The following is a 26,095-nucleotide window of genomic DNA, read 5'->3' as shown; positions in this document are numbered from 1 at the left end:
AGGTGCGTGCCGTGCCGAGGCTCAGCTTTTCCCCGGCTCAACCAGCCGCCGCTTGAGTTCATACAGCGCCTCCAGCGCCTCGCGCGGGGTCATGTCGTCCGGGTTGATTTCTGTGAGGTAGGCGTCGGACTGCGACGGTCCCTTTGCAGCCTTCTCCGCTTCCCTGTGCACGGGTACTGCAAACAGCGGCAGGTCGTCGACCAGCCGTGCCGCCGGGTTTTCCCGCTCGCTGGTTTCAAGCAGCTGCAGGACCTCGCGGGCGCGTGACACCACCGCGTCGGGAAGCCCGGCCAGCCGCGCCACCTGGATGCCGTAGGAGCGGTCTGCGGCACCGGCGCCGACCTCGTGCAGGAACACGACGTCGCCCTGCCATTCCTTGACCTTCATGGTCGCGTTGGAAAGCCGCGGCAGTTTCTCCGACAGCGCGGTGAGCTCGTGAAAATGGGTCGCGAACAGGCCCCGGCAACAGTTCTGGGCATGCAGATGCTCGACCGCCGCCCAGGCGATCGACAACCCGTCGAAGGTGGCGGTGCCACGGCCGATCTCATCGAGGATGACCAGCGAGTGCGGCCCGGCCTGGTTGAGGATCGCTGCCGTCTCCACCATCTCGACCATGAAGGTCGAGCGCCCGCGCGCCAGATCATCCGAGGCCCCGACCCGCGAGAACAGCCGGTCGACCACGCCGATATGGGCACTGCCTGCTGGCACGAACGAGCCCATCTGCGCCAGGATGGCAATCAGCGCGTTCTGTCGCAGAAAGGTCGACTTGCCGCCCATGTTGGGACCGGTCAGCAGCCAGATCGCGCCGCCGTCATCGCTCTCCTCGGGTGGCGAGAGATTGCAGTCATTGGCGACAAACGGCTGCGCCGCCTGTTTCCGCAGCGCCTGCTCGACCACCGGATGCCGCCCGGCGACGATCTCGAAGGCGAGGCTGTCATCCACTTTCGGACGCGAATAGCCCTGTTCCTGGGCGAGTTCTGCAAGTGCTGCCGTCACATCGATGACCGACAGCGCATCTGCTGCCGCCTTGATGGAATCGGCATGGCCAACAGCCATCAGCACCAGCTCGTCAAAGGCCGATAGTTCGATCGCCAGCGCTTCGCCCGCCGCATTGGCGATACGGGTTTCCAGATCCGAGAGTTCGGTGGTGGTAAACCGCATGGCATTGGCCATGGTCTGCCGGTGGATGTATTTGGACTTGGCCTCGTCGCCCTCGGTCAGCGGTCCGGCATTGAGCGCCGTCACCTCGATGAAATAGCCCAGCACATTGTTATGCTTGATCTTGAGAGACCGGACCCCGGTTTCCTCGGCATAGGACAGCTGCAGCCCGGCAATCACCCGCCGCGACTGATCTCTCAGCGCCCGGAGTTCATCGAGTTCCGGCGAGTGTCCTGCCCGCACAAAGCCGCCGTCGCGCTTCATCAGCGGCAATTCGTCGTCAAGTGTCGCTGCCAGCCGAGCGCCGATCTCGCCGGGAACCGCCCTGAGTGCATTCACCGCACTTTGCAAATGCGGTGGCGTTTCCCCGTCGCCAAACAGTGCGGCGATATCGGTGGCGGCCTTCAATCCGGCAAGAATGGCGCCGAGATCGCGCGGCCCGCCACGGTTGAGCGCCAGCCGCGACAGTGCCCGCGGCATGTCGGAGACGCCCTTGAGCGCCCGCCGCAGTTTCTCGCTCAGGCCGGGATTGGCGATCAGGTGCGAAACGCCGTCGAGCCGCGCATTGATGGCGTCCGGATCTGTCAGCGGCGCCATCAGCCATTCGGCGAGCTTGCGCCCGCCGCCGCCGGTCACGGTCCGGTCGACCGCCTTGATCAGGCTGCCCTGCCGTTCGCCCGACAGCGTCCGCACCAGCTCGAGGCTTGCCCGCGTCGCCGGGTCGATGAACATCCGCGCGCCGTCGCTTTCACGCTCGGGCCGGCCCAGCGGCGGCCGCTCGGAAATCTGGGTCTTCTCGACATAGGCGATGGCCGCCGCCGCCGCCGCCAGTTCCGCCCGCGAGAAGCTGCCGAACCCGTCGAGCGAGCCGACTTCGAAAAACCGGGCGATCCGGCCTTCGGCCGAGGCGCTGTCAAACAGCACCGCCGGCTGGGGTGCCGCCACCCGGCCGAGCTGGTCGATCAGCGGCCGAAGCTCCGGGTCGTGGAACACGTTGTCGGCCAGGATCAGCTCGCGCGGCTCGACCCGGGCAATGTCGGCCAGCAGTCGCGCCAGCCGGCTTTCTCCGACGTGAAACGCGCCGGTGGAGATATCGATCCAGGCCAGTCCGTACTGTGCTTCGCCGGCACCCTTGACCCGCGCCAAGGCCATCAGGAAGTTCGACTGTGACGGATCGAGCAGCTTCTCCTCGGTCAGCGTTCCTGGTGTCACCAGCCGGGTCACGTCGCGCCGTACCACAGATTTCGAGCCGCGTTTCTTCGCCTCCGCCGGGTCCTCGGTCTGCTCGCAGACGGCGACCCGGAAGCCGAGCGAAATCAGCTTCTGCAGGTAATCGTCTGCCGCATGCACCGGCACGCCACACATCGGGATATCCTGGCCCAGGTGCTGGCCGCGCTTGGTCAGCGTGATGCCGAGCGCCCGCGACGCGTCCACCGCGTCCTCGAAGAACAGCTCGTAGAAATCCCCCATCCGGTAGAACAGCAGCGAATCCGGATTGTTCGCCTTGATCTCGATGAACTGCTCCATCATCGGCGTCGCCGTCGCCCGGCTTTCCGCCGTGGCAAGCTGGGCTGTCGTCAGGATGGCGGGGTTAAGCGGAGTTTCGGCGTTCAAGAGGTAATGCCTGTCTTGGGTTTTCAAATCTTTGCGATGTAAGCTTCACCGGCCACGCGGCTTTACAGTGCGTGCCAACCACCCTAACGGTGGGGTGAGGACAAAGACAACAGTTACGAGGCGCCATACACAAGGTCGCCCACAACGGGATGGAGACATATGCCAGGGACGGACAAGTCAGATCGCTCGATTTCTCAGGTCACCGATCAGGAGGCGCTGGATTTCCACGCCCGCGGCCGGCCCGGCAAGCTCGAAATCAACCCGACAAAGCCCATGGCGACACAGCGCGATCTGTCGCTGGCCTATTCGCCGGGCGTTGCCGTTCCGGTCAAGGCCATTGCCGAGGATCCCTCGCGCGCCTTCGATTACACCGCAAAGGGCAACATGGTGGCCGTCATTTCCAATGGCACCGCCATTCTGGGCCTTGGCAATCTCGGCGCCCTGGCCTCCAAACCGGTGATGGAAGGCAAGTCGGTGCTGTTCAAGCGCTTCGCCGATGTCGATTCCATCGATCTCGAGGTGGACACCGAAAATGTCGACGAGTTCATCAACTGTGTGCGGTTTCTGGGGCCGAGCTTCGGCGGCATCAATCTCGAGGACATCAAGGCGCCTGATTGCTTCATCATCGAGCAGCGCCTGCGCGAGATCATGGATATCCCGGTGTTCCATGATGATCAGCACGGCACCGCGATCATCGCGGTTGCGGGTCTCATCAACGCGCTGCATCTGACCGACCGCGATCTCAAGACCACCAAGCTCGTCTGCAACGGCGCTGGTGCCGCGGCAATCGCCTGCGTCGAGCTGGTCAAGGCGATGGGGTTTGCGCCGCAGAACATCACGCTCTGCGACACCAAGGGCGTGATCTACAAGGGCCGCACCGAGGGCATGAACCAGTGGAAATCGGCCCACGCGGTGGAGACCAAGGCACGCTCGCTGGCCGATGCCATGGAAGGCGCCGACGTGATTTTCGGTCTTTCGGCCAAGGGTGCGCTGACCAACGAGATGATCGCCTCGATGGCCAAGAACCCGATCATCTTCGCCATGGCCAATCCGGACCCGGAAATCACGCCCGAAGAGGTCGCCTCGATCCGCAATGACGCCATCATGGCGACCGGCCGCTCGGACTACGCCAACCAGGTCAACAATGTCCTCGGATTCCCCTACATCTTCCGCGGCGCGCTGGATGTGCGGGCCACCACCATCAACGAGGACATGAAGATCGCTGCCGCCCAGGCGCTGGCCAATCTGGCCCGCGAGGATGTGCCCGACGATGTCGCCGCGGCCTATCAGGGCGTCCGCCCCCGCTTCGGCCCGCAATACATCATTCCGGTGCCGTTCGATCCGCGCCTGATCTCGGCGATTCCTGTTGCGGTCGCCAGGGCCGCGATGGACTCGGGGGTGGCGCAGAAGCCGATCCTCAACATGGACGCCTATGCCCAGGAGCTCTCCGCCCGGCGCGACCCGATCGCCTCGACGCTGCAGCGGCTTTACGAGCGTGTCCGCCGCCACCCGCGCCGCGTTGTCTTCGCCGAGGGCGAGGAAGAGCAAGTCATGCGTGCCGCTGTTTCCTATGTGAACCAGCGGCTCGGCACCGCCTGCCTGCTCGGCCGCGAGGAGCAGATGCGCGAGACCGCAAAACATGCCGGCATCGATCTCGACCGTCCGGGTCTCGAACTGGTCAATGCCCGCGTCTCGCGCCGTGTCGATGCCTACACCGACTATCTCTATGCAAGGCTGCAGCGCAAAGGCTACCTGCACCGCGATTGCCAGAGACTGATCAACACCGACCGCAACCATTTCGGCGCCTGCATGGTGGCTCTCGGCGATGCCGATGCCATGGTCACCGGCACGACCCGGAACTATTCGACCGCGCTCGAGGACATTCGCCGCTGCGTCGACGTCAAGCCGGGCCACCGCATGATCGGCGTCTCCCTGGCACTGTGCCGGGGCCGCACGGTGTTTGTCGCCGATACCGCCGTCATCGACATGCCCAACTCCGAGGAACTGGCTGATATTGCCGAGGAAGCCGCAGGCATGGCCCGCAGGCTCGGCTACGAGCCGCGGGTGGCGATGCTTGCCTATTCAACCTTCGGTCACCCGACCGGCGAGCGCTCGGAACGGGTGCGCGACGCGGTCAGGATCCTCGACAAGCGCCGGGTCGATTTCGAGTATGACGGCGAGATGGCCGCCGACGTGGCGCTCAATTCCAAGGTGATGGAGCAATACCCTTTCTGTCGCCTGTCGGGCACCGCTAACGTGCTGGTTATGCCGGCGTTCCACTCGGCCTCGATCTCGACCAAGATGCTGCAGGAACTCGGTGGCTCAACCGTCATCGGCCCGCTGCTGGTCGGCCTCGACAAGTCGATCCAGATCGTCTCGATGGGTGCCAAGGATTCCGACATCGTCAACATGGCGGCGATTGCGGCCTACAACGCGTCGAACTGAGGCTCGGGGAGCAGGCAGTGCTTCGGTTCAGGCGCGCTTGAGCAATAGCGGTTCGTAAATTTCCGCCGGTTGTTGTTCGGCCTGCGGCTTGCGAACGAACCAGACCGACTTGCGTCCGAGCATCAGCTGTTCCGGCTTGACCGGCTGGTCTGCAAAGAACTCGTCCACGGCGCGCGAGGCGCCGGGCCATTTCGGTTCGGCGTAATCATCGAACACCACGATGCCGCCCGGGACCAGCTGGTCATAGAGCACGTTGAGGCAGTCGAGATGCGATTCATAGATATCGCAGTCGATGAACATGAAGCAGTATTTGCGCCGGCGCATCCGGCGCAGCGTTTCTGAAAAGAACCCCTTCACCACGTGGCCGTTGACACGGTAGGTGTCGAAGAATGCAATCAGCCGACCCGGCACATCCATCGCATGGCGGAACTTGCGGCGGATCTTGAAGCGGAAGCGGAACGGGCCGAGATCGGCGTCGAGAATCCGGTCTTGGGGAAATCCCTCGAAACTGTCGCAGGCAAAAAGCCGCTTTCCGGGCGCGAGATCGCGCATCCTGCGGCCCATCAGGCGGGTGCTGCCGCCGCGGTACACGCCACACTCGATGACGTCACCCTCAAGCTCCAGGCTCTCTTCCAGAAGCCAGATCAAAGGGCTCTGATGGCATTCGTCATCAAGCCGGCGCCAGTACTCCGCCTGGCCGGCTTCTGTTTCCATCAATTTTGCGATCTCGTCGTCGTGACGGATCCGGAGCCGGTCAACCCGCTTCATCCGCGGTCCGCCATCTGCTGATGGCGGTTCGGAAATTCTGCGGCCTTTTGCAAATGCTGCACGAACTCAAACCTTCAAAGTGCATTTTCGGCTTGCAGCAGACCGTGCGGAAGCGATCCTCGGGTTCGGCTGCAACATGAAGATCCAGACTGCGGCATTCATGGTTAATTTTGGTTTAATTCCGGATGGTCACTCACAGCAATACGCCTTTGAAATGCAACCCTAAAAGGTGGCCTGTAACTCAGATGCGGACAATTCACTGGTAACGCGGGCCGCCGCGCTGGCCCCGGTGCCGCGATACGCGTATCTGCACTCGGGGATTTGGCCATGCCGCCCGTCAGAAAACGGCTTTCCGGTAACCGACGGGACGCGGGAAGCGGTCACGGTCTGGCAACCGAACTGACCTCAAGCCGGAAAGAAAATGATTCCTTGAGCGGGTTGGGTGAGATAATCGCAAGCAGTGCGCCCGTGTCAGTGGACTTTGGTCGGAGCTTTGTCCAGTGTTGACGCCCTTTCGGAGCCAAATCGAAAACGGAGATATCAATTCTCGATGAGCGCCTTAACAGCTGAAACACCTGCCCGGAAACCGGATTTGGTCTCGATACTGGCAAGCCTTGGCCTGATGGTTTTTCTGGCGGCAAGCCTGTCGGTGCCGGGGGGGTATTCAATCGGCACCGCGATAATTGCCATTGCGGGTCTGGTCTTTCTCGCGAAGCGCCTTTTCGCCCGCGCACCGTTGATCCAGCCCACTCTGGCTGGAAAGCTGCCTCTGGTCTTCATGGCTTTTGCGTTCGTCGGCGCAGCGATCAGCCTGTGGCAGCAGGCCCCGGCCGGCTACTATGAAATGTATATTCCGTTCCTGTGGGCGCCGCTGATTTTCCTGGCCGTGCTGGACGGTCGGGTCGATCGCCGCTTCATATGGCTTGGGTGTTTGCTGGGCGCCGGCCTTGCATGCGCCATCGCCATGTATCAATCGATCCACCTTGGCGCCGAACGGCCGAGCGGCTTCCTGACCAGTCCGATTTTCTTCGGCAACAATGCGCTTCTGTTGGGCTCGGTTACGCTTGCCGGCAGACATGACCCGCCCTTCAACCTGCGCAAGCCGGTTTGGCTTGCATTGGCCTATGCCGGTTTCTTTCTGGGACTCGCCGCCAGTCTGTTGACCCTTTCAAAGGGAGGTTGGCCGCTCGCGCCTCTCGTTTTTGCCTGGGTTGTCGTCGAGGATTTCTGGCGCGCCTCGAGGCGCGAAAGGCTGTCACTGGTTCTCGTGGCCTTGACCTTTCTCGCGCTTCTGCCGCTCATGCCGGTCAAGAGTACCATGGAACGCATCAACCATGCCGCGAACGGGGCGATGGAATGGTTCCGGAGCGGGGAAATGGTTGACGGTTCCGTATCGCCGCGCCTGGAGCTGTGGAAGCTCGGGTTGACCATATGGCCTGAAAAACCCTGGCTTGGGCACACAAGGGAGGGGGTGACGCAGAGAATTGAGCAAAACTTCGCTCACAAAGATGTAGCCAATGGGCTGGGTGGCTTCGGAGCCCTGCACAGTGAGCCGATACAGATCCTTGCGGAAAAGGGCCTGGCTGGCCTGTTGAGCTGGGCATTGGTGTACGCCGTGTCCGCTGTCGTGTTCTGGCGCGCTTACTTGAGGCCAGAACCGGTAAGGAAGATGCTGGGACAGGCCGGGCTCATCACCCTCGCGGGATCGTTTGTCTTCGGCCTCTCGGATACGTATCTGATCTGGAACGTCAACCGGCAGCTCTTTGTATTCTTCGTCATGGCGATGGCGGCGCTGCTGCTTGCGGAAAGCAACAGATCGGCATAGCGACCGATCATTTTACCTTCTCGCGCCAGCCAGAACGAACGCCTTGCCCTTCTGCTGCTGTCTGCAGTTGATCGGCAGCGCACGCGAAGACGCAAGGCGTCTGGCCCTTCAAGGGGGTCCGATTGGTTCGCGCAGAGCGAAAAGTCCGCGATGTTTACGCCGCGAAACGCGAAGCGTCGGCGCCGTAGTGATTGATGTAACGGCCGTTGATCTGCTTGACCGGCAGGATCACCAGCACATCGGTGGTGCCGAAGGCGCTATCGACGACGGCTTCGTGAGAGACCAGCGCCCCGATCCTGAGATAGCCCTTGATCAGCGGCGGCATCGCGGTGAGCGCTGCGCGGGGATTGATCGCTTCGACGGGCATCATGTCCGTTGACAGGCCACGGCCGGCGATCGCGCTCACTTTCCAGTCCGCATCGGCTGCGCAGCTGTGATTGAGAAACGACAGCGCCAGCGCATGCGCATGGGGACGGTCGCCGGGGAACGAGGCGCACCCGAACATCACGTCAATGCCATGGGCAAGCGCATAGGCCCAGTTGCCCTGCCACAGCGCTTCAAGCGTCCGGCGGGTGCGGTATTCGCGCAGCACGCAGGATCTGCCGAGCTCGAGAAAGCGCTTGCCAGGATTGCGCGCGGCCAGATCCATCACATCGTACTCGCTTTGCGAGTAGAAACCGTCATGGCGCGCTGCGACCTCCTGCCGGAGCAGCCGGTAGGTCCCGACGATCTGTTCCTCGACGGCACCGGCAAGGGCCGTGTCGAGCACCAGGAGATGATCGCAATAACGGTCGATCGTGTCGAAATCCCGCTTCTGCCGCATGGCGTCTTCGGGAAGTTTTGCCCCCATCTCCTCGACGAACACCCTGTAGCGCAACACCTGTGCGGCCTCGATCTCGCTCCGCGTTGCGGCCAGCCGGACTTCCAGCGAACCGATACGGCCAAGCACCCGGCTTGCCGGCTCGTAGCCGGCGAGGGGGGCCGGGAATGGATGAGAAACAGACCGGTTCAATTGCGTTTCCATGGGTAATCTCCCGCTTGGTGATGCCGGGTATCAACCATGATTCTGCGACATCCGAGTGACATTTGCCATCCCGCATGTGGTAATTTGGAGGTCATACTGTGTTCCGGCAAGGCCGATGCGATGAAAACCCTTGCTGACCTTCAAGTGGAGCCTTGTCTGCGAGACGGACCTTAGCCCGCAGCGCGCACTCTCTTGCCGGCAGTCATGGTCACAAGCTGCAGCAGCCACTCCGGATCGACCGGTTTTTCCGCATGTCCATCAGCTCCAGCGGCAAGCAGGTCGTCCCGGGTCGACGCCTGTCCGTCGGCCGTCAGCACGATGATCGGCAGACGGGCGAGGTGGCCCGCGGCTTCCTCCGCGCGGATCTGTTCGATGGCGCTGCGTCCATCGAGTTCCGGCATGGACAGGTCGGTGATGACGAGGTCGTAGCCGGCGGAGCCGCCGGGGCGTTCCATCGCCTGGGTTACCAGGTCGCGTCCGTTGACCACGACAGTAACGCGGTGGCCCTGACGTGCGAGATTGGTGCGCACGACCAGCGCGTTGACCGGATCGTCCTCGGCAAGAAGGATATCGAGGGTCGGGTTGTCGGACGACCGCTCCAGCATCACCGGCTTGGGCTTGCCGCACAACCGGTCGCGATCCTCACGGTCGTCGCGGCGGGTCAGCACATTGATCAGCGAGTCCCGCCGGACCGGACGAACCAGCCAGGCATTGGCGCCATGACCGGAATGACTTTCCAGATCGCGGCTGTCTTCTGGCGCGATCACCAGAGTACGGGCGATGTCGTTGGGAAGTTCGATCGGCGCCGATGCCAGAAGGCTATCCGCGCGATCGGCAAACCGGCGGTCGATGACGATGTCGCTGATCTGGGCGCCTGAGCGGCACAACCGGGTCAGCGCTGCAATCATGCTTTCGGCGTCGTCGGCAGTCTCGGCGATTCCGCCAAGATCCCGGATCGTCCACAGCAGGGCTGTCGAGACCGGACCGCGTGGTGCGATCAACAGCACGGCACGGTCGGCCAGCGGGCCACGAACCGGAGCGCCGTTCTCCGGCACCGCCAGTTCCCTCACCGGTACGGTGAAACGGAAAGCGCTGCCTTGCCCCGGCGTCGAGGCCACGCCGATTTCACCGCCCAGCGCCTCGACGATGCGCGCGGAAATGGACAGCCCAAGACCGGCACCGCCATGCTTGCGGGTCGGACCGTTGCTGGCCCGTTCGAACTCACCAAAAATGCGCGCCTGATCGGAGTCTTTGAGTCCCGGTCCGGTGTCGGACACGATGAACGCAAGCTGTCCGTCCTCACGCGTCACTTCGATCAGCACGCCGCCGGTTTCGGTAAACTTTATAGCGTTGCCGACCAGGTTGAACAGCACCTGTCGCAGCCTGCCGATGTCGGAGGTGATCTGCCGCGGCGCTTCCGGTGCGATGTGAACCGCAATCTCGATGCCTTTCTCGTGGGCGCGCGAGGCCATCAGTTCCGACACGCCGTTGACCAGGTCTTCGAGACTGCCTTCCTCGTGCCGAAGGTGAAGGCGGCCGGCCTCGATCGAGGTTACATCGAGCAGATCCTCGATCAGCGACAAGAGCGCCATGCCGGATTCGCTTGCGGTTTTCAGATAGCTTGCCTGTTCGGGCGTTGTCTGGGTCTGCTCGAGCAGGTGGGTCATGCCCAGAATGCCGTTGAGCGGCGTGCGGATCTCGTGGCTGACGGTTGCCAGGAAACGCGATTTGGCGTGGTTGGCGGCTTCCGCTCTTTCCCTTGCATCGACCAGTTCGGCTTCGGTGCGCCTTGCCTCGGTGATGTTGCGACCGATGCATTGCCGGGTCAGTGTGCCGGATACGGGATCGCGGGCCGTGGTCTCGTGCCAGGACCAGATGGTCTGCTCCGGCCCTTCGCCGAGCAGCAGTTCGAGAGGGCCTTGGCCGCTGGAATCGACCGGTTCGATCCCGGCCATGGCAAGTGTCAGGCCGACCGGATTGTCAAATCCCGTCGCGGTCCTGAAAGTCTCGTTTGCATAGACGATCTGGCCGTTCAGGCTGCAAATGACCACCATGTCGCCTAGCGCATCAAACAGCCCGGCGAGTTGATTGGAAAATTCGCCCAGTTCCCACTTGCGGTCACTCTCATGTTCCTGGAACCGGTTGGCGACCGGTTTCGCACGGGCCGGGTTTGTCGCTGCGGAGATGTTGAAGGACCGTCGCAACAAGGGCATGGCCGCGAAAACCGCGATCCCGGCCACCGAGGCAAGCAGCACAGCGGGCGCGTTGAAGGCCACCGAGGCTGCGGTGGCGCCCAGCGCGGCTGCAACCGCGAACAACGGTCGCGATGCCGGGGTATCCGGGATCTCCGGCGAGCGCCGTTCGCTGTCAACGACAATGTCGGGAACTGGTTGCCGGTGTGCCAGGTCGATGTGCGGCGCGCTAGAATGCGCCGCAACCTGTTCGCTCAGGGCGCGCTGGAGGGTTTCTTGCAGTCGGAGCGGTTCTGTCATCATGGGCCCGTGATAGCACGGGCCCCGTGAGCAAAGACTTCAGCGAAACCGTCAAATTTTAGAGATTGCGCATTAGCTCTTCTTCATGTCGACGACCACGCGTCCACGGATTTTGCCGTCTATGATCGAATGCGCCGCATCGACGATGCCGTCAAAGCCGATCTCGGTCGACAGCGCCTCGAGTTTGCCCATGTCCAGATCCTTGACCAGGCGCGACCAGGCTTCCTGCCTGAGCGCCAGCGGAGCCATCACCGAATCGATGCCGAGCAGCGAAACGCCGCGCAGGATGAACGGCGCTACCGATGTGGGCAGGTCCATGCCCTGTGCCAGGCCACAGGCAGTCACCGCGCCGCCGTAAGAGGTCATCGACAGAACGTTTGCCAGCGTGTGGCTGCCCACGGCGTCAACCGCACCGGCCCAGCGTTCCTTGTTGAGCGGCTTGGCCGGGCCGGAGAGTTCGTCGCGATGGATGACCTCGGAGGCGCCGAGGCTCTTGAGGAACTCGGCTTCCTCGGTGCGTCCGGTCGAGGCGATGACCTCGTAGCCGAGCTTGCCCAGCACCGCGATCGCAACCGTGCCGACGCCGCCATTGGCGCCGGTGACCACCACCGGGCCGCGTCCGGGCGTGATGCCATGGCGTTCAAGCGCCATCACCGACAGCATGGCGGTGTAGCCGGCAGTGCCGATCGCCATCGCCGAGCGGCCGTCCATGCCCTCGGGCATCGGGATCAACCAGTCACCCTTGAGCCGCGCGTAAGCCGCATAGGCGCCGGTATGCACTTCGCCGACGCCGAAGCCGTTGAGGATGACCTTGTCCCCGGGCTTGAAACGTTCGTTTTCGGAACTGACGACTGTACCGGCGCAGTCGATGCCGGGCACCATCGGCCAGCGCCGCACCACCGGGCCCTTGCCGGTGATGGCGAGACCGTCCTTGTAGTTGACGGTGGTCCATTCGACCTCGACGACCACGTCGCCTTCCATCAGATCGTCAAGGCCGAGTTCGGTCACATTGACCGACATCACCTTGTTTTCGTCGCGGGTGAGCAGAATGCCCTTGAAACGGTCTTGCATGGAAGCTCCTCTCATGTGTTGGCCCAGACTGGCCCGCCCCGATCCCAAGATCAAGGGTGGCGGCGCCGGGTCGGATCTCAGGTTCGGTTCTTGCGCTCGCGGAGTGTGGCGATCACTTCATCAAGCACGATCAGCCCTGCACCGATGCTGATGAAGCTGTCGGCAAGATTGAACACGGCAAACGACCAGCTTTCGGTATGAAACAGGATGTAGTCGACCACGTGGCCATAGACGGCCCGGTCAATCAGGTTGCCGAGCGCTCCGCCGATGATCAGCGCAAAACCCAGATGCGCAATGCCGCGGTCCGAAGGCGTCCGCCACCAAAGGTAAAGCACGAAGACGATCACCACAGCTGTCAGCGCGAGCAGGCCTGAATCGGGCAGCCCCTTGAGCAGCGAAAACGCGATTCCCTCATTCCAGGTCCGGTAGAGCGCGAACATGGGGATCACCGGTACCAGCTCGTGAAACGGCAGGCGTGTTTCCACCAGCCACTTGATCAGCTGATCCAGCGCCACGGCGCCGGTCACCAGCGACAGCATCGGCACGATCCGGCTCAGCGCCGACGGTTTCTTCACGCTCCCGCTCATGCGCTGGGCTCGTCAAGCTCGAGCAGGTGCCTGCGCGCCTCGAACAGCATGACGCCGGTGGCGATCGCCAGGTTGAGCGAGTCCGCCCGGCCGGTCTGCGGGATGCGCGCCAGCTTGCCACAGGCTGTGGCCAGGGTATCGGGCAGGCCCTGCTGCTCGTTGCCCATCAAGAGCACCACCGGCTGGTCTTTGTAGCCGATCGTGCGGTAATCGACGCTGCCCTTGAGGTGGCTGCCGACCACAAGTGCTGAGGCTTTCTTCGACCAGTTCAGGAATTCGGTTTCCGTGGCCCTCACCAGCGGAACGGCGAACACCGATCCCATGGTGGCGCGCACCGTTTCCATCGAGAATGGATCGACGGTTTCACCGATCAGGATCACGCCGGATGCACCGGCTGCATCCGCAGTGCGGATGATGGTACCCAGATTGCCCGGGTCGCGGACCCGGTCAAGTGCGATCCAGGTCTCGTCCCTTGCCGGGGCCATGCCCGCAAGCGGTGCCAGTTTCTGGTCGAAAACGGCAATCACGGCCTGCGGATTGTCGCGCCGGGTGATCGCGGTCAACACCTTCTCGCTGACTTCCAGAACCAGCCCGCCGCGCGCGACTGTCAGCGCCGCGATCTTTTCGACCTGTGGCTTGCCGCGCTGCGCCTTGGCGTAGATCAGCGTCCGGATGGTCCAGCCGAGATCGATCGCGTCGATCACCAGCTTGAGCCCTTCGGCGAGAAAGGTCCCGGTCTCGTCGCGGTGCTTCTTCATCGACAGTGCGCGGATGTCCTTGACGATCGGATTGGACAGGCTGGTGATGTCCTTCACCTGTCCCACCCGAGCCGCACCACTCCGTGGAGTTTCGTGATCGCTCATTGGGGCAGCCACCTTGAAAAAAGCGATGTCGACAGCGCCCGGCACTCGTCCGCCTCCGGCTTGCCGCTCTCGCGGATGATCAGTTCGCCCGACTCCACCCGGCCGCCGGCGCCGCGCATGGTTTCGCGCAGCAACTCGTGTGTGGCGTAGAACGAGGCCCGGATCGAGTACGCCGTCAGCACCAGGCCCACCGGCTTGTCGCTCAACAGTTCGCGGCAGATGTCGAGCATCAGCGGCAGATGCTCGAACAGCTGCCAGACTTCGCCATTCGGTCCCCGTCCGAATTTCGGAGGATCGGTCAGAATGATGTCGTAGCGGTTGCCGCGGCGTTCTTCGCGGGCGATGAACTTCATCGCGTCCTCGCAGATCCAGCGGATCGGCTTGTCCTCGAGCCGGGCCAGCGCCTGGTTCTCCCGCGCCCAGCCGATCGCCTTCTTCGAGGCATCGACATGGGTGACTTCGGCTCCGGCCTTGGCCGCCACCAGCGAGGCGACCCCGGTATAACCAAACAGATTGAGCACTTTCAGAGGCCGCCTGGAGTCCGTGATCCTGTCCGCCATCCAGCGCCAGTGGGCGATCTGCTCGGGAAACACCCCGACATGGCGGAACGAAGTCAGCCGGCCGTGAAAGTCGACCCCGAGCAGCTTCATCGGCCAGGTTTCACCGAGCGGGACATTGGGAAATGCCCAGCGGCCGATGCCGTCCTCGTCGGTGTCGCCGGTAAACACCGCGTCCGCCTTGGTCCATTCCGAATCCGGCAGCCCGCGGCTCCACAGCGCCTGCGCTTCCGGGCGGACGATCCTGAGGCTGCCATATTGCTCAAGCTTCTCGCCCTGGCCGGTCTCGTTCAGCCCCATGTCGAGCAGCTGGTAGCCGTCCTCGTTGCCGGTTTCCAGGATCAGCGGCGCGGTCTGCCCGGGCAGCGCCCCGCTGCGCTTGATCAATGGTCTAATCGGCGCTTGCTGTTGAACATCCCCGCGCTTGTCGGGCGCGGGCCTGTCAGCGGGCTTCCGGTCCGGCCGCGCGCGCGGGGCCGTACGGGCGCCTGCAGCAGCCGGCTTTGGACCCGACACACCGTCCCTCGGGCCGTCGCTCCGTTTGTCATCACGGGGCCTGCCGCCGCCCGGTCCGCCAGCCTTCGACCTGGCGGCGGCCTTCGGTCTGGCATCACCGGGTCTGGAAGAACTGCCGCGTCGTGGCTTTTGGGTGCGCTTGTCGGCCAAGGTCCGGAATGTCCAGTCTGCGAATGGGGTCAGGGCACAGGTGATGCCATGACCGGCGATTTCATGAGGGTTTGGACATAGCAACCCGATATGGACTTGGCAAAGCCGTTTTCGCTTTGCATAGATAGGGAAGCATTCAGGGAGGAACATGTCCGATGGAAATGAACGGCGAAGAACGCATTGCCGCCCCGCGTCAACTGGTCTGGGAGGCGCTCAATGACCCTGACGTGCTGCGCGAGTGCATTCCGGGCTGCGAAAGCCTGGAAAAGAGCTCCGACACCGAGATGTCGGCGACGGTCAAGATCAAGATCGGCCCGGTCTCGGCCAAATTCACCGGCGATGTGACGCTCGAAAACATCAACGCGCCGGAGAGCTACACGATTTCCGGCGAAGGCAAGGGCGGCATCGCCGGCTTCGCCAAGGGTGGCGCCGACGTCAAGCTCGTCGAGGACGGTGCGGAAACCGTGCTCACCTACGATGTGAAGGCCCAGGTCGGCGGCAAGCTCGCCCAGCTCGGCTCCCGCCTGATCGATTCCACCTCGAAAAAGCTCGCCGGCCAGTTCTTCACCAAATTCAACGAAGTGGTTAGTGCGAAGGCTGCAGGGGCGTGAGGGGGGCGGTTGCCGCCGCGCGGCACCGCAGGGAAATCGCCGACGCGCGCTAGGCCCGACGGTCGAGCACTCGCTTTTTGATGCGGCTCAGTCCGACCGGGGTGACGCCCAGATAACGCGCGATCTCGTTCTGGGTGACGCGCTCGAACAGCTGGGGCGTTGCCTGAAGCAGCCGCCGGTATCGTTCCTCCGCGGAAAGACACAAAAGCTCATATTCGCGCATTTCCTTCTTCATGCCGAAGCCCAGCAGGAAGTCCACGGTCTCGGCCGACAGTTCCGCATCCGAGCGGATTGCGGCGGAAAGTTCGGTGAAGCTGAACCGGATCAGTTCCGAGGGTTCCAGGCATATCAGGCTGAAGGTGCAGCTCGCGCCGCCATGGCAGGATGCCAAGCTACCGATGACATCGCCCTGCAGAATGAAGGACTTGATGTTCTCCTTCCCGTCGCCTGAGAGATAATAGGCCTTCAGCAGGCCACGGTTCACCAGGAACAGGGATGAGACCTCGTCGCCCTGGCGAAACAGATGCTCTCCGGTTTCCCTTTCAAGGTGGCGGCCATTGGCGGCGATGAAGTCGGCAATTTTCATCCGTGTTATCCCGGGTTAATTCCAGAGCGCGGTCGCAAGCCTAGTTTCCACGAAAAGTGACGTGGAAAACAGGTAATCAGCATGAACCTTCACGACAAACATATTGTTATCACCGGCGCGGCCTCGGGCCTTGGACTGGAGTTGCTGCGCCAGCTTCAACCCGGCAACCGCCTCTCGGTCATCGCTCGACCTTCCGCGGGATTGGAGGCATTGCGTCGGGCGTTCCCGAATGTTGACATCTATGAAGCCGATTTTGCCGACCTCGGCTCCGTTGAGCGTGCTGCCGATGCGCTGGCGAAATCCGCCGGGACGATCGACGTGCTGATCAACAATGCGGCTGTGCAGTACACCCCCCGCTTTACCGATCCGGATTTCCGCTACGAAACCATCCGGCGCGAGATCGATGTCAATTTCGCTTCCATCTGCACCCTCGTTCATCTTCTGTTGCCAAGCCTGATGCAGTCGGGCGCCGGAATGATCGTGAACGTCAATTCCGGCCTGGCGCTGGCTCCGAAGGCCGGTTCCGCGATCTATTGCGCCACCAAGGCTGCTTTGAACATCTTCTCGCAGTCGCTGGCCTATCAGCTGGAGGACACGGATGTTGCAGTGAAGCAGGTTTTCCTTCCTCTGGTCGATACCGCAATGACACATGGGCGCGGCAGTGGAAAACTGCCACCCGGCAGGGTTGCCGCAATGATCATTGCCGGGCTCGCGTCGGATCGGACCACCATCGATATAGGCAGGGTAAAGGCCCTGCGGATCCTCCTGCGCATAGCCCCGGGCCTTGCCGCCAAGATCATGAAAAGGGGATAAGCGATGAGATCTCTTCTCAAAGTCATGTTGACCCTCGGCTCTATCTTCGCCCTTACATTCATTGTCGGGCGGCTGCTCGGCATTCTCACCGTCGACAACGTACGGCTCTGGCTGGAATGGGCCCAGTCCGTGGATCCTGTCTGGGTCATCAGCGTTGTCGTGTTGTTGCTGTACGCGGACCTCTTCGTCGCTGTGCCGACATTGACCATAACGATCCTGGCCGGGTTCTTCGTGGGTTTTCCGGCAGGCGCAGCGGCGGCGTTCGCCGGCATGTCTCTGGCGGCGTTTTCCGGGTTCTGGATCAGCCGTATGTGGGGTGAAGGCGCCATCGCGCTGCTGATCAGGGATCCCGACGAGCGCCGGTCGCTCGCTCGTTCCTTCCAGCAAAGCGGACCGGTCATGATCATGCTGTCGCGGGCCGTTCCGATAGTGCCTGAGGTGACCGCCTGCATCGCGGGAGCCACCGGGATGCGGTTTGCCCGCTACTGCATGTTCTATGCGGTAGGCACCCTTCCTTACGTGCTGATCGCCAGCTATGCCGGCTCGATCAGCTCGATTGAAAGCCCGCAACCGGCAATCTATTCAGTTCTGCTGCTCAATGTCGTCCTTTGGGGCGGCTGGTTCTTGTTTCGCCGTCGAACAAAGCGATCGCGTGAGGTCGCCTAGGCGAGAGACTCACTGGGGGGAGGGGGCGGTCCGGCGGGGTGGCTTGTCGCCGGGAGGAAGATGTGTGCTGGCTGCGCCTTGTGTGGGGTTCGTCCCAAGGTGGCCGGATGGTCCGCTACTGCCTCAGGCAGCGTCGCGCTTGTCGGGTGCGGGCAGGGCGGCGGCGATCTGCTGGGCCTTGGCCTTCTGGCGGTCGGCTTCCGTATGCCACTTCACCGCTTCATTGGCCTGAACCCGCGCCTGCTTGCGATGCTTGCCTTGCTTGAACCAGGTTGCCAGCGATCCGAGGATCATGCCGGTGATCAGGGCAAGAAACAGAAACACGAAGAACGGCAGCGTGACCGAAAGCACCGTGTCCGTTGGATCGAACGGATTGAGCGCCAGCGTCACGGCGGTGCGGTTGGCAACCGACAGCATGATGAGAACGATGCCCAATGGAACCAAGATGGCCAGTGCGATGATGCGCTTGATCATGTTTCGATCCTGTCTTGTCCTTGATCCACGCGGCTAGCCCGCCTTTTTGTCGAGGCCGAAAACCGCTCAGCCTCGATCCTGCAGATAGGGCCGCACCGCGGATCGCGCAAGCTCAGTCCTTGTCGTCCGGATTGAGCCGCTCGCGCAACTCCTTGCCGGTCTTGAAGAACGGCACCCATTTTTCCTCGACGAACACCGGATCGCCCGTGCGCGGGTTGCGTCCCGAGCGTGGTGGACGGTTCTTCACCGAAAAGGCCCCGAACCCGCGCAGTTCGACGCGGTTGCCATCGGACAGAGCCTCGGTGATCTCGTCCAGCACGGCATTGACGATATTCTCGACATCACGGTGATAGAGGTGCGGGTTTCGCGCCGCAACCGCTTGAACCAACTCCGATTTGATCATGTTTCCTCGCCCCTACTCGACACGCTCCGACTGGGAGCCAACCTGCCAAACAGACACAAGGCCGTCAAGGAACAACTTGCCACCCGACAGGCGGTCGATTTCATCGGAAAGCGATGCCGGCAGGCCGGTCAGTTGACGCAGAATGCTCGCCACGCCTGCTCCGAGCAACAGGTTTTCGCTTTCGCTGGCAGGTTCCCAGTCGACAAACTCGAGCGTATCGTCGATATCGCGGCTTTTGAGATAGGCGCGGATTTCGGCTTCGCCCCCCAGCGCGTCGACGAGGCCGTTGGCCAGCGCCTGGCGTCCGGTGAAAATCGAGCCGTCGGCCAGCGTCAGAACTTGTGAACGTTCCATCTCGCGGCGCGCGGCCACCAGATCGACGAACCAGTCATAGCTGTCGAGCACCATCGAGCGGATCATCGCCTTGGCTTCTTCGCTCGCTTCGTGGAATGGGGACGGCTCGGCCTTAAGCGGCGAGGATTTGATCTCCTCGAGCCTGACTCCGATCTTGTCGAGCAGATCCTGTGCCTGCGCATACTGGAAGATCACCCCGATCGAGCCGACGATCGAGCTTTCGCCGGCCACGATATGGTCGGTGGAGGCCGCGACCATGTAGCCTGCCGATGCGGCCAGCGTGTGGATGTCGGCAACCACCGGCTTTGATTTGCCGGCTTCGACCAGCGCCTTGTGAATGCGCTCGCCGCCATAGGTGGTGCCGCCCGGTGAGGAGATCGAAACCACCAGCGCCTTTGCCGCCTCGTTCTCGGTGGCGTCCTCGATCAGGTCGAGCAGCCGCTGGTCGTCGGTGATCACCCCGCTGATATCGATGCGGGCGATATGGTCGCTGTTCCGGCCCGAACCCTGGAAACGCGCGAACAGGCCGGCCACCAGCGCAATCGCCACGACAACGGTCATGAACCGCCAGAAGCTCAGCTTGCGCCGGATCCGGCGGCGGTCTGCAAGAATGTTCGGGTCAGTCACGCGTGTTCCTCCCAAAACGGGCAGTTACTGCACCATGCAGTGGTTTACAGTCTTGCAGCGGCGTGCGCTTGATCAAACGCACGCCGCTGCAGGTTCGGCATCGGCCGCTATCGCCTATTTAAGGCAGCAAGCCGGCAGGGCCAGAGCATTTTGCCTGTGCCCGATATCCGCTATGGTTTTGCCATTGTCGCCAAGGCGTGGCAATCTGCGTCGACTGCTTCGCAAAATCACCATATTGGCATGTGAAACCAACCGCAACCGACACTTGGCGCCACAGCCGGACTGAAAATCTGACCTTGCCGCATCCGAGTGCAGATCGGCGCCGAAAGCCATCAAGACCGCAGGACCGAATGACAACATCGTCAGTCTCAGGGATGCCCAACAGCGGCAGTTATGCCGGGCGGTCTCATGCCGAATACAAGCGCGCGCTGGCCCATTCCCGGCTGGTCAGATTGTTCAAGATCCTGCTGCCGCTGTCGGCGGCTCTTGTAATCCTCGCCTTCATTCTCGTCTCCTGGGTCGATGGCCTGGTGCCGGAGGGCGTCGGCATCGAATCGGTGGTGATCCGCGATGGAAAGCTCGTCATGCAGAACCCGGTGATGAGCGGCGAGGGGCCCGGTGCACGGCCCTACACCATGCGCGCCGCCCGCGCGGTGCAGGACCTGACCTCGCCCGACGTCATCGTGCTCGAGGAGATTCTTGCCGATCTTCCGGTGTCGAACGGCGACCAGGCGGTGCTCAATGCCGTCAGCGGAACCTATAATCGCACCGCTCAAACCATGATGTTCGACAAGCCCTTTACCGTGACCAGTGAAAACGGCTTTTCAGCGGAGCTGCAATCGGCGAACATTGATCTTGCCAGCGGCGGACTGAGCTCGGATGCACCGGTCTCGATCAGTTCGGGGGAGGCCTCCGTGGTTGCGCAATCCATGCAGATGACAGATAAGGGCCGCGTCATCATCTTTCAGGACAAGGTCCGCATGACGATCAACCCATCGGCCATCAAGCCGACGGATGGAGCGAAGAACTGACATGGCAAGAACGCCTTTGCATATCTTGAGGGTTGCTGCGGTCGTTTTCGCCGCCGTCCTGCTTGCGCCTGCCGCCCAGGCCCAGACGACCGAAAGCCGGATGTCGGGCCTCGCCCTTTCGGGCGACGAGCCGATCCAGATCGAAAGCGACCTGCTCAAGATCAACGAGGAAACCAGCCAGGCCACCTTCACCGGCAACGTCAAGGTGGTGCAGGGCGATACCGTGCTGCAGGCCGGCGAGATGATCGTCAACTACACCAATGACGGTGGTTCGGTATCCTCCGGCACGGCTGATATCCGCGAGATCGAACTTTACAAGAAGGTGCTGATCCGCTCGGGCACCCAGACGGCCACCGCCGATGCAGGTAATTTCAACATGGCCGACGAGATCCTGGTGCTCACGGGCGAGAAGGTCGTGCTCACCGACGCCGAAAACGTCTTCATTGGCTGCAAGCTGACCGTGCAGATGAAGAATGGCCAGGCCAAGCTCGACAGCTGCGGCCGCCGGGTGATGATCCAGCTTGACCCCAAATCGCGACCCAAACAGTGATCCGCGGCCTGTTCTCGAAGCGAGTTGACGAGAGTGTGATCGGGAGCGGCGAGGAGCCCCCCGCCGCCAGCGCACGTTATGACGGTACATTGATTGCCCGCAATCTGACCAAGTCCTACAAGTCGCGCCGCGTGGTCGACGGTGTTTCTCTGGGTGTGCGCCGCGGCGAGGCGGTGGGTCTTCTCGGCCCGAACGGCGCCGGCAAGACCACCTGTTTCTACATGATCACCGGGCTGGTGCCGGTCGATGCCGGCTCGATCGAGATCGACGGCCATGATGTCTCAAGCCTGCCGATGTACCGCCGCGCCCGCCTCGGCGTCGGCTACCTGCCGCAGGAAGCCTCGATCTTCCGCGGACTGAGTGTCGAGGCCAATATCCGCGCTGTACTCGAAGTGGTCGAAAAGGACCGCGCCAAGCGCGAGCACAAGCTCGACAGTCTGCTGGAGGAATTCCATATCTCGCATCTGCGCAAGTCCCCTTCGATTGCACTGTCCGGCGGAGAACGGCGCCGGCTGGAAATCGCCCGCGCGCTCGCTTCCGATCCGACGTTCATGCTGCTCGATGAACCCTTTGCCGGCGTTGATCCGATCGCTGTTTCCGACATTCAGGACCTGGTGCGCCACCTCACCCGGCGCGGCATCGGTGTTTTGATCACCGATCACAATGTGCGTGAGACGCTTGGCCTGATCGACCGGGCCTACATCATGAATGCGGGCGTGCTCCTGACCCATGGCCGTCCCTCCGATATTGTCGCCAATCCCGATGTGCGACGGCTCTATCTCGGCGAACAATTCTCCCTCTGACTTGGTGGAGCCTTGTGCCGGGCTTCCGGACGATGGTTTTTCCTGCATTCCGGGGCCGGCGGGAGGCATTTTTACCCTGTCCATAGGTCGCACTTGACCCGAAGGGAGAAAAAAGCAATTTTCGGGCCAGATGGGTCGAAGGGGCGTCGATGGAGGCGTCCCGAATCCGGACAGAAGGAAGGCGGCGGTGCCGTTTTTGTTCTGGCGGCGGCCCGAGCGGGGAGTAGTGCGTCGCCATGGCCTTGTCAGCCGGTCTTCAACTGCGTCAGAGCCAATCACTGGTCATGACGCCACAACTGATGCAGTCGATCCGTCTGCTGCAATTCAGTCATGTCGAGCTGACCCGATTCATCGAACAGGAAGTCGAGCGCAACCCGCTGCTTGAACTGGTCAGTTCCGAAAACGATCAGCCCGATACTGTCTCCGAAGCCGCAGAACCGGCCAAGCCGCAGGTGGCAGAAGGTGATCTGGGGGAGGATGCCACCTGGGCTGGAAATGCAGATTCCCAGGCGGAGCGGATGACCTCGGAAATCGACGCGCGCTATGAAAATGTCTTTCCCGACGATCATGGCACCGAACGAGTGGATCAGCCCGAATTCATCGACAACTGGAAATCGATGCCCGGCAGCGATGGCGGTCGGTCGGGTGAAGGCTACGATCTTGATGATTTTGCCGCCAGAGCGCCGACCTTGCGCGATCATGTCGCCGAACAGATCGCCTTCGCCTTTGCCGAGCCCGCCGAGCGTCTGATCGCCACCGAGCTTGCCGACCAGCTTGATGCTGCCGGCTACATGGTCGGAGACATGGCGGAAACCGTTGAGCGGCTGAGCGCCGATCCGGAGCAGGTCGACGGCGTGCTGGCCCGGCTTCAGGAGTTCGAGCCCGCCGGCCTGTTTGCCCGCTCGCTGTCCGAGTGTCTCGCCCTGCAGCTCGCCCGCAAGGACCGGCTGGATCCGGCAATGGCGGCCCTGGTCAACAATCTCGAACTGCTGGCGCGCCGTGACTTTGCCGCGCTGACCCGGATTTGCGGTGTCGACGAGGAAGATCTGCTCGACATGATGGCCGAGATCCGGGCGCTCGATCCCAAGCCGGGCACCCGGTTCGAGACCGGTTCGAGCGAGATGATTGTGCCGGATGTTTCGGTCCGCCCCTCCTCTGATGGAGGATGGAACGTCGAACTCAACCCGGACACGCTGCCTCGGGTGCTCGTCAACCAGACCTATTTCACCACCGTCACCGGCAAGATGCCAAAAGATGCCGCCGGACATGATTTTCTCGGTGAGTGCCTGCAGACCGCCAACTGGCTGGCACGGTCGCTTGACCAGAGGGCCCGCACGATCATGAAGGTGGCCTCCGAAATCGTCCGTCAGCAGGATGCATTTCTGCTCCATGGCGTTGATCACCTGCGGCCGCTCAATCTCAAGGCGGTGGCCGAGGCCATCGGCATGCATGAATCCACCGTCAGCCGGGTGACCTCCAACAAGTACATGATCACGCCGCGCGGCGTTTTCGAGCTGAAATACTTCTTCACCGTCTCCATCGCTTCGGCGCAGGCCGGCGGCGACGCGCATTCTGCCGAATCAGTGCGTCACCGGATCCGTGTGCTGGTTGATCAGGAAGCCCCTGAAGCGGTGCTGTCCGATGATGATCTCGTTGACCTGCTCAAGAAGGCAGGGATCGAGATTGCCCGGCGAACGGTGGCCAAGTACCGCGAAGCCATGGCCATTCCCTCGTCGGTGCAGCGGCGTCGCGAAAAACGGGCGAGGGCCCGCGCGGCGGCGGTTTGATCCGCGGCCGTCAATGGCTTGAATTTGTTTTCGATTTAAGCAAAAGCCGTGCCAAACTTGACAGTCTGGCAACATCGGCGTAGAAGCCGCTCCGCATTGGGTGGCGTGTTTTGACCGCGCGCCTCGAGCCGGTACTGTCAAGCGAAAAATTGCATGGACCGGACCATTTGACCGCCGTCGGACGCTTGGATGAGCGCGGCGCATGGCTTAGACTAAATTCCCAAGTCATAACAAGAAGGGATGACCCATGAGCGTGCGAGTGTCGGGTAAGCATATGGAAATCGGCGAGTCGTTCATGACCCGCATTGAGGACCATGTCACAGGTGCGGTTCGGAAGTACTACGACGGTGGCTTTTCGAGCCATGTGATCGTGGAAAAGTCGGGGTCGCGTTTCAAGGCTGATTGCAAGATCCATCTCGACACCGGTGTCGTGCTGCACGCCACTGGGGAGGCCCAGGATCCGCAGCCGGCTTTCGACGCTGCAGCGGAACGCGTGGAAAAGCGCCTTCGCCGCTACAAGCGCCGTCTCAAGGATCATCACGCCAACAATCATCAGGCTCAGGCGGAGCTGGCCTATGCGGTTGTGGACTCGGCCAATGACGATGCCGTTGAAGTGCCTGAGGACTATGCCCCGGCGATTATCGCCGAAAGCACCAAGCAACTGGTGACGATGAGCGTGGCCAATGCTGTTATGGCTCTGGACATGACGGACGAACGGATCCTCATGTTCCGCAATGCGGGCAATGATGCCCTTAACGTCGTGTATCGCCGCGATGATGGAAATATCGGCTGGATAGACGCAGGCGGGGTCAGGTCCTGACGGCGTTGGCTGATATGATATAAGGCAGGCAGGCTGGCGCCCGATGGAACCGGCGGCGGCCTGCAGCCGTTCACATGATGCGAACAATGAGGTCCGGAAAGCGGACCCGGAACAAGGAATTTATTATGGCGCTTGCTGATCTGATTGCGCAGAACTCTGTTCTGCCAGCGCTCAAGGCAAACTCCAAGAAACAGCTGTTGCAGGAACTGGCAGCCAAAGCCTCGGAAGTCACCGGACTTGCCGAGCGCGAGGTGTTTGACGTCATTCTGCAGCGTGAGCGGCTCGGCTCCACCGGCGTTGGCAACGGTATTGCCATCCCGCACGGCAAGTTGGCCTCTCTTGACAAGATTGTCGGCGTGTTCGCGCGCCTCGACCAGCCCGTCGATTTCGAGGCGCTGGACGATCAGCCCGTCGACCTGGTGTTTCTGCTGCTGGCGCCCGAGGGGGCAGGAGCCGATCACCTCAAGGCACTCTCGCGGATCGCCCGTGTCATGCGCGACAGCGAGATGGTGGCCAAGTTGCGCGCCACCGACAACGCCGCGTCGCTGCATGCCTTCCTGACCGAGGAGCCGGAATCCAACGCCGCCTGAGGGCGCGTGCGTTCTGAAGGCTGCCGACAGCGCAAGCACCAATCTTCAAATTGACCACAGTGAAAAGCCCGGAAATCCAACGGATTTTCGGGCTTCAATTTTTGCGCATCCAGGTTTTGGCCGATGGGGCTGGAGCGATTCCAGCCGAAGATGACTGACTTTAGTGCAGGGCGACTGTCTTGAGTTCGTCTTCGGCGGCGCGGTAGAAGGTGCTCGACCGGTTGTCGGTCAACAGGATCGGCGTACCGTCGGCGCCGAACAGCGCCCAGAGTTCAAGGCCGGGGTCGAGCACCGGCGCTTCCGGAAAGCGGGCGCTGACGTCCTCGGAACGCATCTTGCGGATATAACCGATCTTGCCGGCGCCCAGCAGGGCCAGATCATTGGCGGACAATTGGGTCTTTCCCGATTTGGCAATCACGTCGATTTCCTCCTGTAGGTGGCAGGAAACATCCTGTTGGCTCGAACTCTAATCTTCAGTCTCGAACCGAAATGTTAATTTTTCGCACCATGCGCTCCGGTTCTGGTCGAATTAGATCGACGGAAAGCAATCCGTTCTTCAATTCGGCGCTGACGACCTGCATGCCATCGGCCAGCACGAACATGCGCTGGAATTGCCGCGCGGCGATGCCGCGGTGCAGGTATTCCCGGCCGTCATTGTCGGACTGGCGTCCACGGATGACGAGCTGGTTTTCTTCCGTCGTCACCTCCAGATCCTCGTCACAGAAGCCGGCAACAGCGAGCGTTATCCTGAGCCGCTCGGCCTTGCTTCCGTCGGCCGAGGCCCGGATTCGTTCGATATTGTAGGGTGGGTAGCCTTCAGAGCCCTTGGCGATCCGCTCCAGGGTCTTTTCCATCGTGTCAAAGCCCAGCAGCAGCGGGCTTGAAAAGGGCGTCATGCGAGACATGGCTT

The 26,095-nt window shown here is 62.1% G+C and carries 25 protein-coding genes; 11 read left to right on the top strand and 14 right to left on the bottom strand.

The genetic code is table 11. The features are described from left to right. Positions 1–21 precede the first annotated feature (21 nt). A complete protein-coding gene (mutS, locus tag SPHINGO391_RS21095; protein WP_244615299.1) occupies positions 22–2,772 on the bottom strand; it encodes a DNA mismatch repair protein MutS in 2,751 nt (916 codons plus the stop codon). 159 nt (positions 2,773–2,931) lie between these two features. On the opposite strand from mutS, the gene SPHINGO391_RS21090 reads away from it, so the two are divergent. After that, entirely contained in the window at positions 2,932–5,217 is a 2,286-nt protein-coding gene (locus SPHINGO391_RS21090; protein WP_152010683.1) for an NADP-dependent malic enzyme, read from the top strand. Between the two features lie 27 nt (positions 5,218–5,244). Here SPHINGO391_RS21090 and SPHINGO391_RS21085 read toward each other — a convergent pair whose 3' ends face one another. Further along, positions 5,245–5,985, bottom strand: a complete 741-nt coding sequence (locus tag SPHINGO391_RS21085) for a TylF/MycF/NovP-related O-methyltransferase (RefSeq protein WP_152010682.1) — start codon at positions 5,983–5,985, stop codon at positions 5,245–5,247. Between the two features lie 592 nt (positions 5,986–6,577). Here SPHINGO391_RS21085 and SPHINGO391_RS21080 point away from each other — a divergent pair. Next, positions 6,578–7,810 carry an O-antigen ligase family protein gene (locus SPHINGO391_RS21080; RefSeq protein WP_193217367.1) on the top strand — a complete coding sequence of 411 codons (1,233 nt, stop codon included), beginning with the start codon at positions 6,578–6,580 and terminating at the stop codon, positions 7,808–7,810. A gap of 154 nt (positions 7,811–7,964) precedes the next feature. On the opposite strand, the gene SPHINGO391_RS21075 is transcribed toward SPHINGO391_RS21080, so the two are convergent. The 6 genes from SPHINGO391_RS21075 to SPHINGO391_RS21050 form a co-directional block, all read right to left on the bottom strand. Then, on the bottom strand, positions 7,965–8,834 hold the full coding sequence (locus SPHINGO391_RS21075; RefSeq protein WP_152010680.1) for a GNAT family N-acetyltransferase: 870 nt from the start codon (positions 8,832–8,834) through the stop codon (positions 7,965–7,967). Positions 8,835–9,004: 170 nt separating this feature from the next. Then, positions 9,005–11,326: an ATP-binding protein gene (locus SPHINGO391_RS21070; RefSeq protein ID WP_193217366.1), complete on the bottom strand. Its 2,322-nt coding sequence runs from the start codon at positions 11,324–11,326 to the stop codon at positions 9,005–9,007. Positions 11,327–11,398: 72 nt separating this feature from the next. Next, positions 11,399–12,397: an MDR family oxidoreductase gene (locus SPHINGO391_RS21065; RefSeq protein WP_152010678.1), complete on the bottom strand. Its 999-nt coding sequence runs from the start codon at positions 12,395–12,397 to the stop codon at positions 11,399–11,401. A 77-nt stretch (positions 12,398–12,474) separates the two neighbouring features. After that, on the bottom strand, positions 12,475–12,984 hold the full coding sequence (gene lspA, locus SPHINGO391_RS21060) for a signal peptidase II (protein WP_152010677.1): 510 nt from the start codon (positions 12,982–12,984) through the stop codon (positions 12,475–12,477). After that, positions 12,981–13,847, bottom strand: coding sequence for an RNA methyltransferase (locus SPHINGO391_RS21055; RefSeq protein ID WP_152010676.1), 867 nt, complete (start codon positions 13,845–13,847; stop codon positions 12,981–12,983). The genes lspA and SPHINGO391_RS21055 overlap by 4 nt, the downstream gene beginning before the upstream one ends. Continuing rightward, the gene (locus SPHINGO391_RS21050; protein WP_152010675.1) at positions 13,844–15,070 is read right to left on the bottom strand and encodes a class I SAM-dependent methyltransferase; all 1,227 of its coding nucleotides are present in this window, start codon (positions 15,068–15,070) and stop codon (positions 13,844–13,846) included. Before SPHINGO391_RS21050 ends, SPHINGO391_RS21055 begins: the two co-directional genes overlap by 4 nt. Positions 15,071–15,225: 155 nt before the next feature. On the opposite strand from SPHINGO391_RS21050, the gene SPHINGO391_RS21045 reads away from it, so the two are divergent. Further along, positions 15,226–15,681 carry a carbon monoxide dehydrogenase subunit G gene (locus tag SPHINGO391_RS21045; RefSeq protein WP_152010674.1) on the top strand — a complete coding sequence of 152 codons (456 nt, stop codon included), beginning with the start codon at positions 15,226–15,228 and terminating at the stop codon, positions 15,679–15,681. Between the two features lie 49 nt (positions 15,682–15,730). On the opposite strand, the gene SPHINGO391_RS21040 is transcribed toward SPHINGO391_RS21045, so the two are convergent. After that, positions 15,731–16,267: a Crp/Fnr family transcriptional regulator gene (locus tag SPHINGO391_RS21040; protein ID WP_152010673.1), complete on the bottom strand. Its 537-nt coding sequence runs from the start codon at positions 16,265–16,267 to the stop codon at positions 15,731–15,733. Positions 16,268–16,348: 81 nt separating this feature from the next. Between SPHINGO391_RS21040 and SPHINGO391_RS21035 the strand changes: the two genes are divergently transcribed. Continuing rightward, positions 16,349–17,080 carry an SDR family NAD(P)-dependent oxidoreductase gene (locus SPHINGO391_RS21035; protein ID WP_152010672.1) on the top strand — a complete coding sequence of 244 codons (732 nt, stop codon included), beginning with the start codon at positions 16,349–16,351 and terminating at the stop codon, positions 17,078–17,080. A 3-nt stretch (positions 17,081–17,083) separates the two neighbouring features. After that, complete coding sequence (locus SPHINGO391_RS21030) at positions 17,084–17,746, top strand: VTT domain-containing protein (protein ID WP_152010671.1); 663 nt, start codon at positions 17,084–17,086, stop codon at positions 17,744–17,746. A 123-nt stretch (positions 17,747–17,869) separates the two neighbouring features. On the opposite strand, the gene SPHINGO391_RS21025 is transcribed toward SPHINGO391_RS21030, so the two are convergent. From SPHINGO391_RS21025 to sppA, 3 genes are all read right to left on the bottom strand, one after another. Next, the gene (locus SPHINGO391_RS21025; RefSeq protein WP_152010670.1) at positions 17,870–18,220 is read right to left on the bottom strand and encodes a DUF1049 domain-containing protein; all 351 of its coding nucleotides are present in this window, start codon (positions 18,218–18,220) and stop codon (positions 17,870–17,872) included. 112 nt (positions 18,221–18,332) lie between these two features. Next, positions 18,333–18,623, bottom strand: a complete 291-nt coding sequence (locus SPHINGO391_RS21020; protein ID WP_152010669.1) for an integration host factor subunit beta — start codon at positions 18,621–18,623, stop codon at positions 18,333–18,335. A 12-nt stretch (positions 18,624–18,635) separates the two neighbouring features. Continuing rightward, the gene (gene sppA / locus SPHINGO391_RS21015; protein ID WP_244615298.1) at positions 18,636–19,604 is read right to left on the bottom strand and encodes a signal peptide peptidase SppA; all 969 of its coding nucleotides are present in this window, start codon (positions 19,602–19,604) and stop codon (positions 18,636–18,638) included. A 350-nt stretch (positions 19,605–19,954) separates the two neighbouring features. Here sppA and lptC point away from each other — a divergent pair, with 350 nt between their 5' ends. The 6 genes from lptC (at position 19,955) to ptsN (ending at position 25,185) form a co-directional block, all read left to right on the top strand. After that, positions 19,955–20,635 (top strand): LPS export ABC transporter periplasmic protein LptC, encoded by a 681-nt coding sequence (gene lptC, locus SPHINGO391_RS21010; RefSeq protein ID WP_152010668.1) that lies wholly within the window; start codon positions 19,955–19,957, stop codon positions 20,633–20,635. A 1-nt stretch (position 20,636) separates the two neighbouring features. After that, a complete protein-coding gene (locus SPHINGO391_RS21005) occupies positions 20,637–21,185 on the top strand; it encodes an LptA/OstA family protein (RefSeq protein ID WP_152010667.1) in 549 nt (182 codons plus the stop codon). Positions 21,186–21,220: 35 nt separating this feature from the next. Next, positions 21,221–21,988 carry an LPS export ABC transporter ATP-binding protein gene (gene lptB, locus SPHINGO391_RS21000; protein ID WP_244615297.1) on the top strand — a complete coding sequence of 256 codons (768 nt, stop codon included), beginning with the start codon at positions 21,221–21,223 and terminating at the stop codon, positions 21,986–21,988. Positions 21,989–22,224: 236 nt separating this feature from the next. Next, on the top strand, positions 22,225–23,775 hold the full coding sequence (rpoN, locus tag SPHINGO391_RS20995) for an RNA polymerase factor sigma-54 (protein ID WP_152010666.1): 1,551 nt from the start codon (positions 22,225–22,227) through the stop codon (positions 23,773–23,775). 247 nt (positions 23,776–24,022) lie between these two features. Then, complete coding sequence (gene raiA / locus SPHINGO391_RS20990) at positions 24,023–24,595, top strand: ribosome-associated translation inhibitor RaiA (RefSeq protein WP_152010665.1); 573 nt, start codon at positions 24,023–24,025, stop codon at positions 24,593–24,595. 125 nt (positions 24,596–24,720) lie between these two features. After that, the gene (gene ptsN, locus SPHINGO391_RS20985; protein ID WP_152010664.1) at positions 24,721–25,185 is read left to right on the top strand and encodes a PTS IIA-like nitrogen regulatory protein PtsN; all 465 of its coding nucleotides are present in this window, start codon (positions 24,721–24,723) and stop codon (positions 25,183–25,185) included. Between the two features lie 160 nt (positions 25,186–25,345). Here ptsN and SPHINGO391_RS20980 read toward each other — a convergent pair whose 3' ends face one another. Then, positions 25,346–25,603 carry a DUF1150 family protein gene (locus tag SPHINGO391_RS20980; RefSeq protein WP_152010663.1) on the bottom strand — a complete coding sequence of 86 codons (258 nt, stop codon included), beginning with the start codon at positions 25,601–25,603 and terminating at the stop codon, positions 25,346–25,348. A 55-nt stretch (positions 25,604–25,658) separates the two neighbouring features. Next, complete coding sequence (locus tag SPHINGO391_RS20975) at positions 25,659–26,090, bottom strand: Hsp20 family protein (protein WP_152010662.1); 432 nt, start codon at positions 26,088–26,090, stop codon at positions 25,659–25,661. Positions 26,091–26,095: the final 5 nt, after the last annotated feature.

It is taken from the genome of Hoeflea sp. EC-HK425, from assembly GCF_902498795.1.
GTDB lineage: Bacteria > Pseudomonadota > Alphaproteobacteria > Rhizobiales > Rhizobiaceae > Hoeflea > Hoeflea alexandrii.
Note: the sequence above shows the minus strand (reverse complement) of the source record. Positions and strands in the feature narration are given on the sequence as shown.

Bases quoted from the DNA above. Each gene is read 5' to 3' on its own strand.
- rpoN (WP_152010666.1), top strand. From the start codon at position 22,225: ATGGCCTTGTCAGCCGGTCTTCAACTGCGTCAGAGCCAATCACTGGTC.
- lptC (WP_152010668.1), top strand. From the start codon at position 19,955: ATGACAACATCGTCAGTCTCAGGGATGCCCAACAGCGGCAGTTATGCC.
- SPHINGO391_RS21035 (WP_152010672.1), top strand. From the start codon at position 16,349: ATGAACCTTCACGACAAACATATTGTTATCACCGGCGCGGCCTCGGGC.
- SPHINGO391_RS21040 (WP_152010673.1), bottom strand. From the start codon at position 16,267: ATGAAAATTGCCGACTTCATCGCCGCCAATGGCCGCCACCTTGAAAGG.
- SPHINGO391_RS21020 (WP_152010669.1), bottom strand. From the start codon at position 18,623: ATGATCAAATCGGAGTTGGTTCAAGCGGTTGCGGCGCGAAACCCGCAC.
- SPHINGO391_RS21005 (WP_152010667.1), top strand. From the start codon at position 20,637: ATGGCAAGAACGCCTTTGCATATCTTGAGGGTTGCTGCGGTCGTTTTC.
- SPHINGO391_RS21030 (WP_152010671.1), top strand. From the start codon at position 17,084: ATGAGATCTCTTCTCAAAGTCATGTTGACCCTCGGCTCTATCTTCGCC.
- SPHINGO391_RS21065 (WP_152010678.1), bottom strand. From the start codon at position 12,397: ATGCAAGACCGTTTCAAGGGCATTCTGCTCACCCGCGACGAAAACAAG.
- raiA (WP_152010665.1), top strand. From the start codon at position 24,023: ATGAGCGTGCGAGTGTCGGGTAAGCATATGGAAATCGGCGAGTCGTTC.
- SPHINGO391_RS21075 (WP_152010680.1), bottom strand. From the start codon at position 8,834: ATGGAAACGCAATTGAACCGGTCTGTTTCTCATCCATTCCCGGCCCCC.
- SPHINGO391_RS21085 (WP_152010682.1), bottom strand. From the start codon at position 5,985: ATGAAGCGGGTTGACCGGCTCCGGATCCGTCACGACGACGAGATCGCA.
- SPHINGO391_RS21045 (WP_152010674.1), top strand. From the start codon at position 15,226: ATGGAAATGAACGGCGAAGAACGCATTGCCGCCCCGCGTCAACTGGTC.
- SPHINGO391_RS21070 (WP_193217366.1), bottom strand. From the start codon at position 11,326: ATGACAGAACCGCTCCGACTGCAAGAAACCCTCCAGCGCGCCCTGAGC.
- SPHINGO391_RS21090 (WP_152010683.1), top strand. From the start codon at position 2,932: ATGCCAGGGACGGACAAGTCAGATCGCTCGATTTCTCAGGTCACCGAT.
- ptsN (WP_152010664.1), top strand. From the start codon at position 24,721: ATGGCGCTTGCTGATCTGATTGCGCAGAACTCTGTTCTGCCAGCGCTC.
- SPHINGO391_RS20975 (WP_152010662.1), bottom strand. From the start codon at position 26,090: ATGTCTCGCATGACGCCCTTTTCAAGCCCGCTGCTGCTGGGCTTTGAC.
- lspA (WP_152010677.1), bottom strand. From the start codon at position 12,984: ATGAGCGGGAGCGTGAAGAAACCGTCGGCGCTGAGCCGGATCGTGCCG.
- SPHINGO391_RS21025 (WP_152010670.1), bottom strand. From the start codon at position 18,220: ATGATCAAGCGCATCATCGCACTGGCCATCTTGGTTCCATTGGGCATC.
- SPHINGO391_RS21055 (WP_152010676.1), bottom strand. From the start codon at position 13,847: ATGAGCGATCACGAAACTCCACGGAGTGGTGCGGCTCGGGTGGGACAG.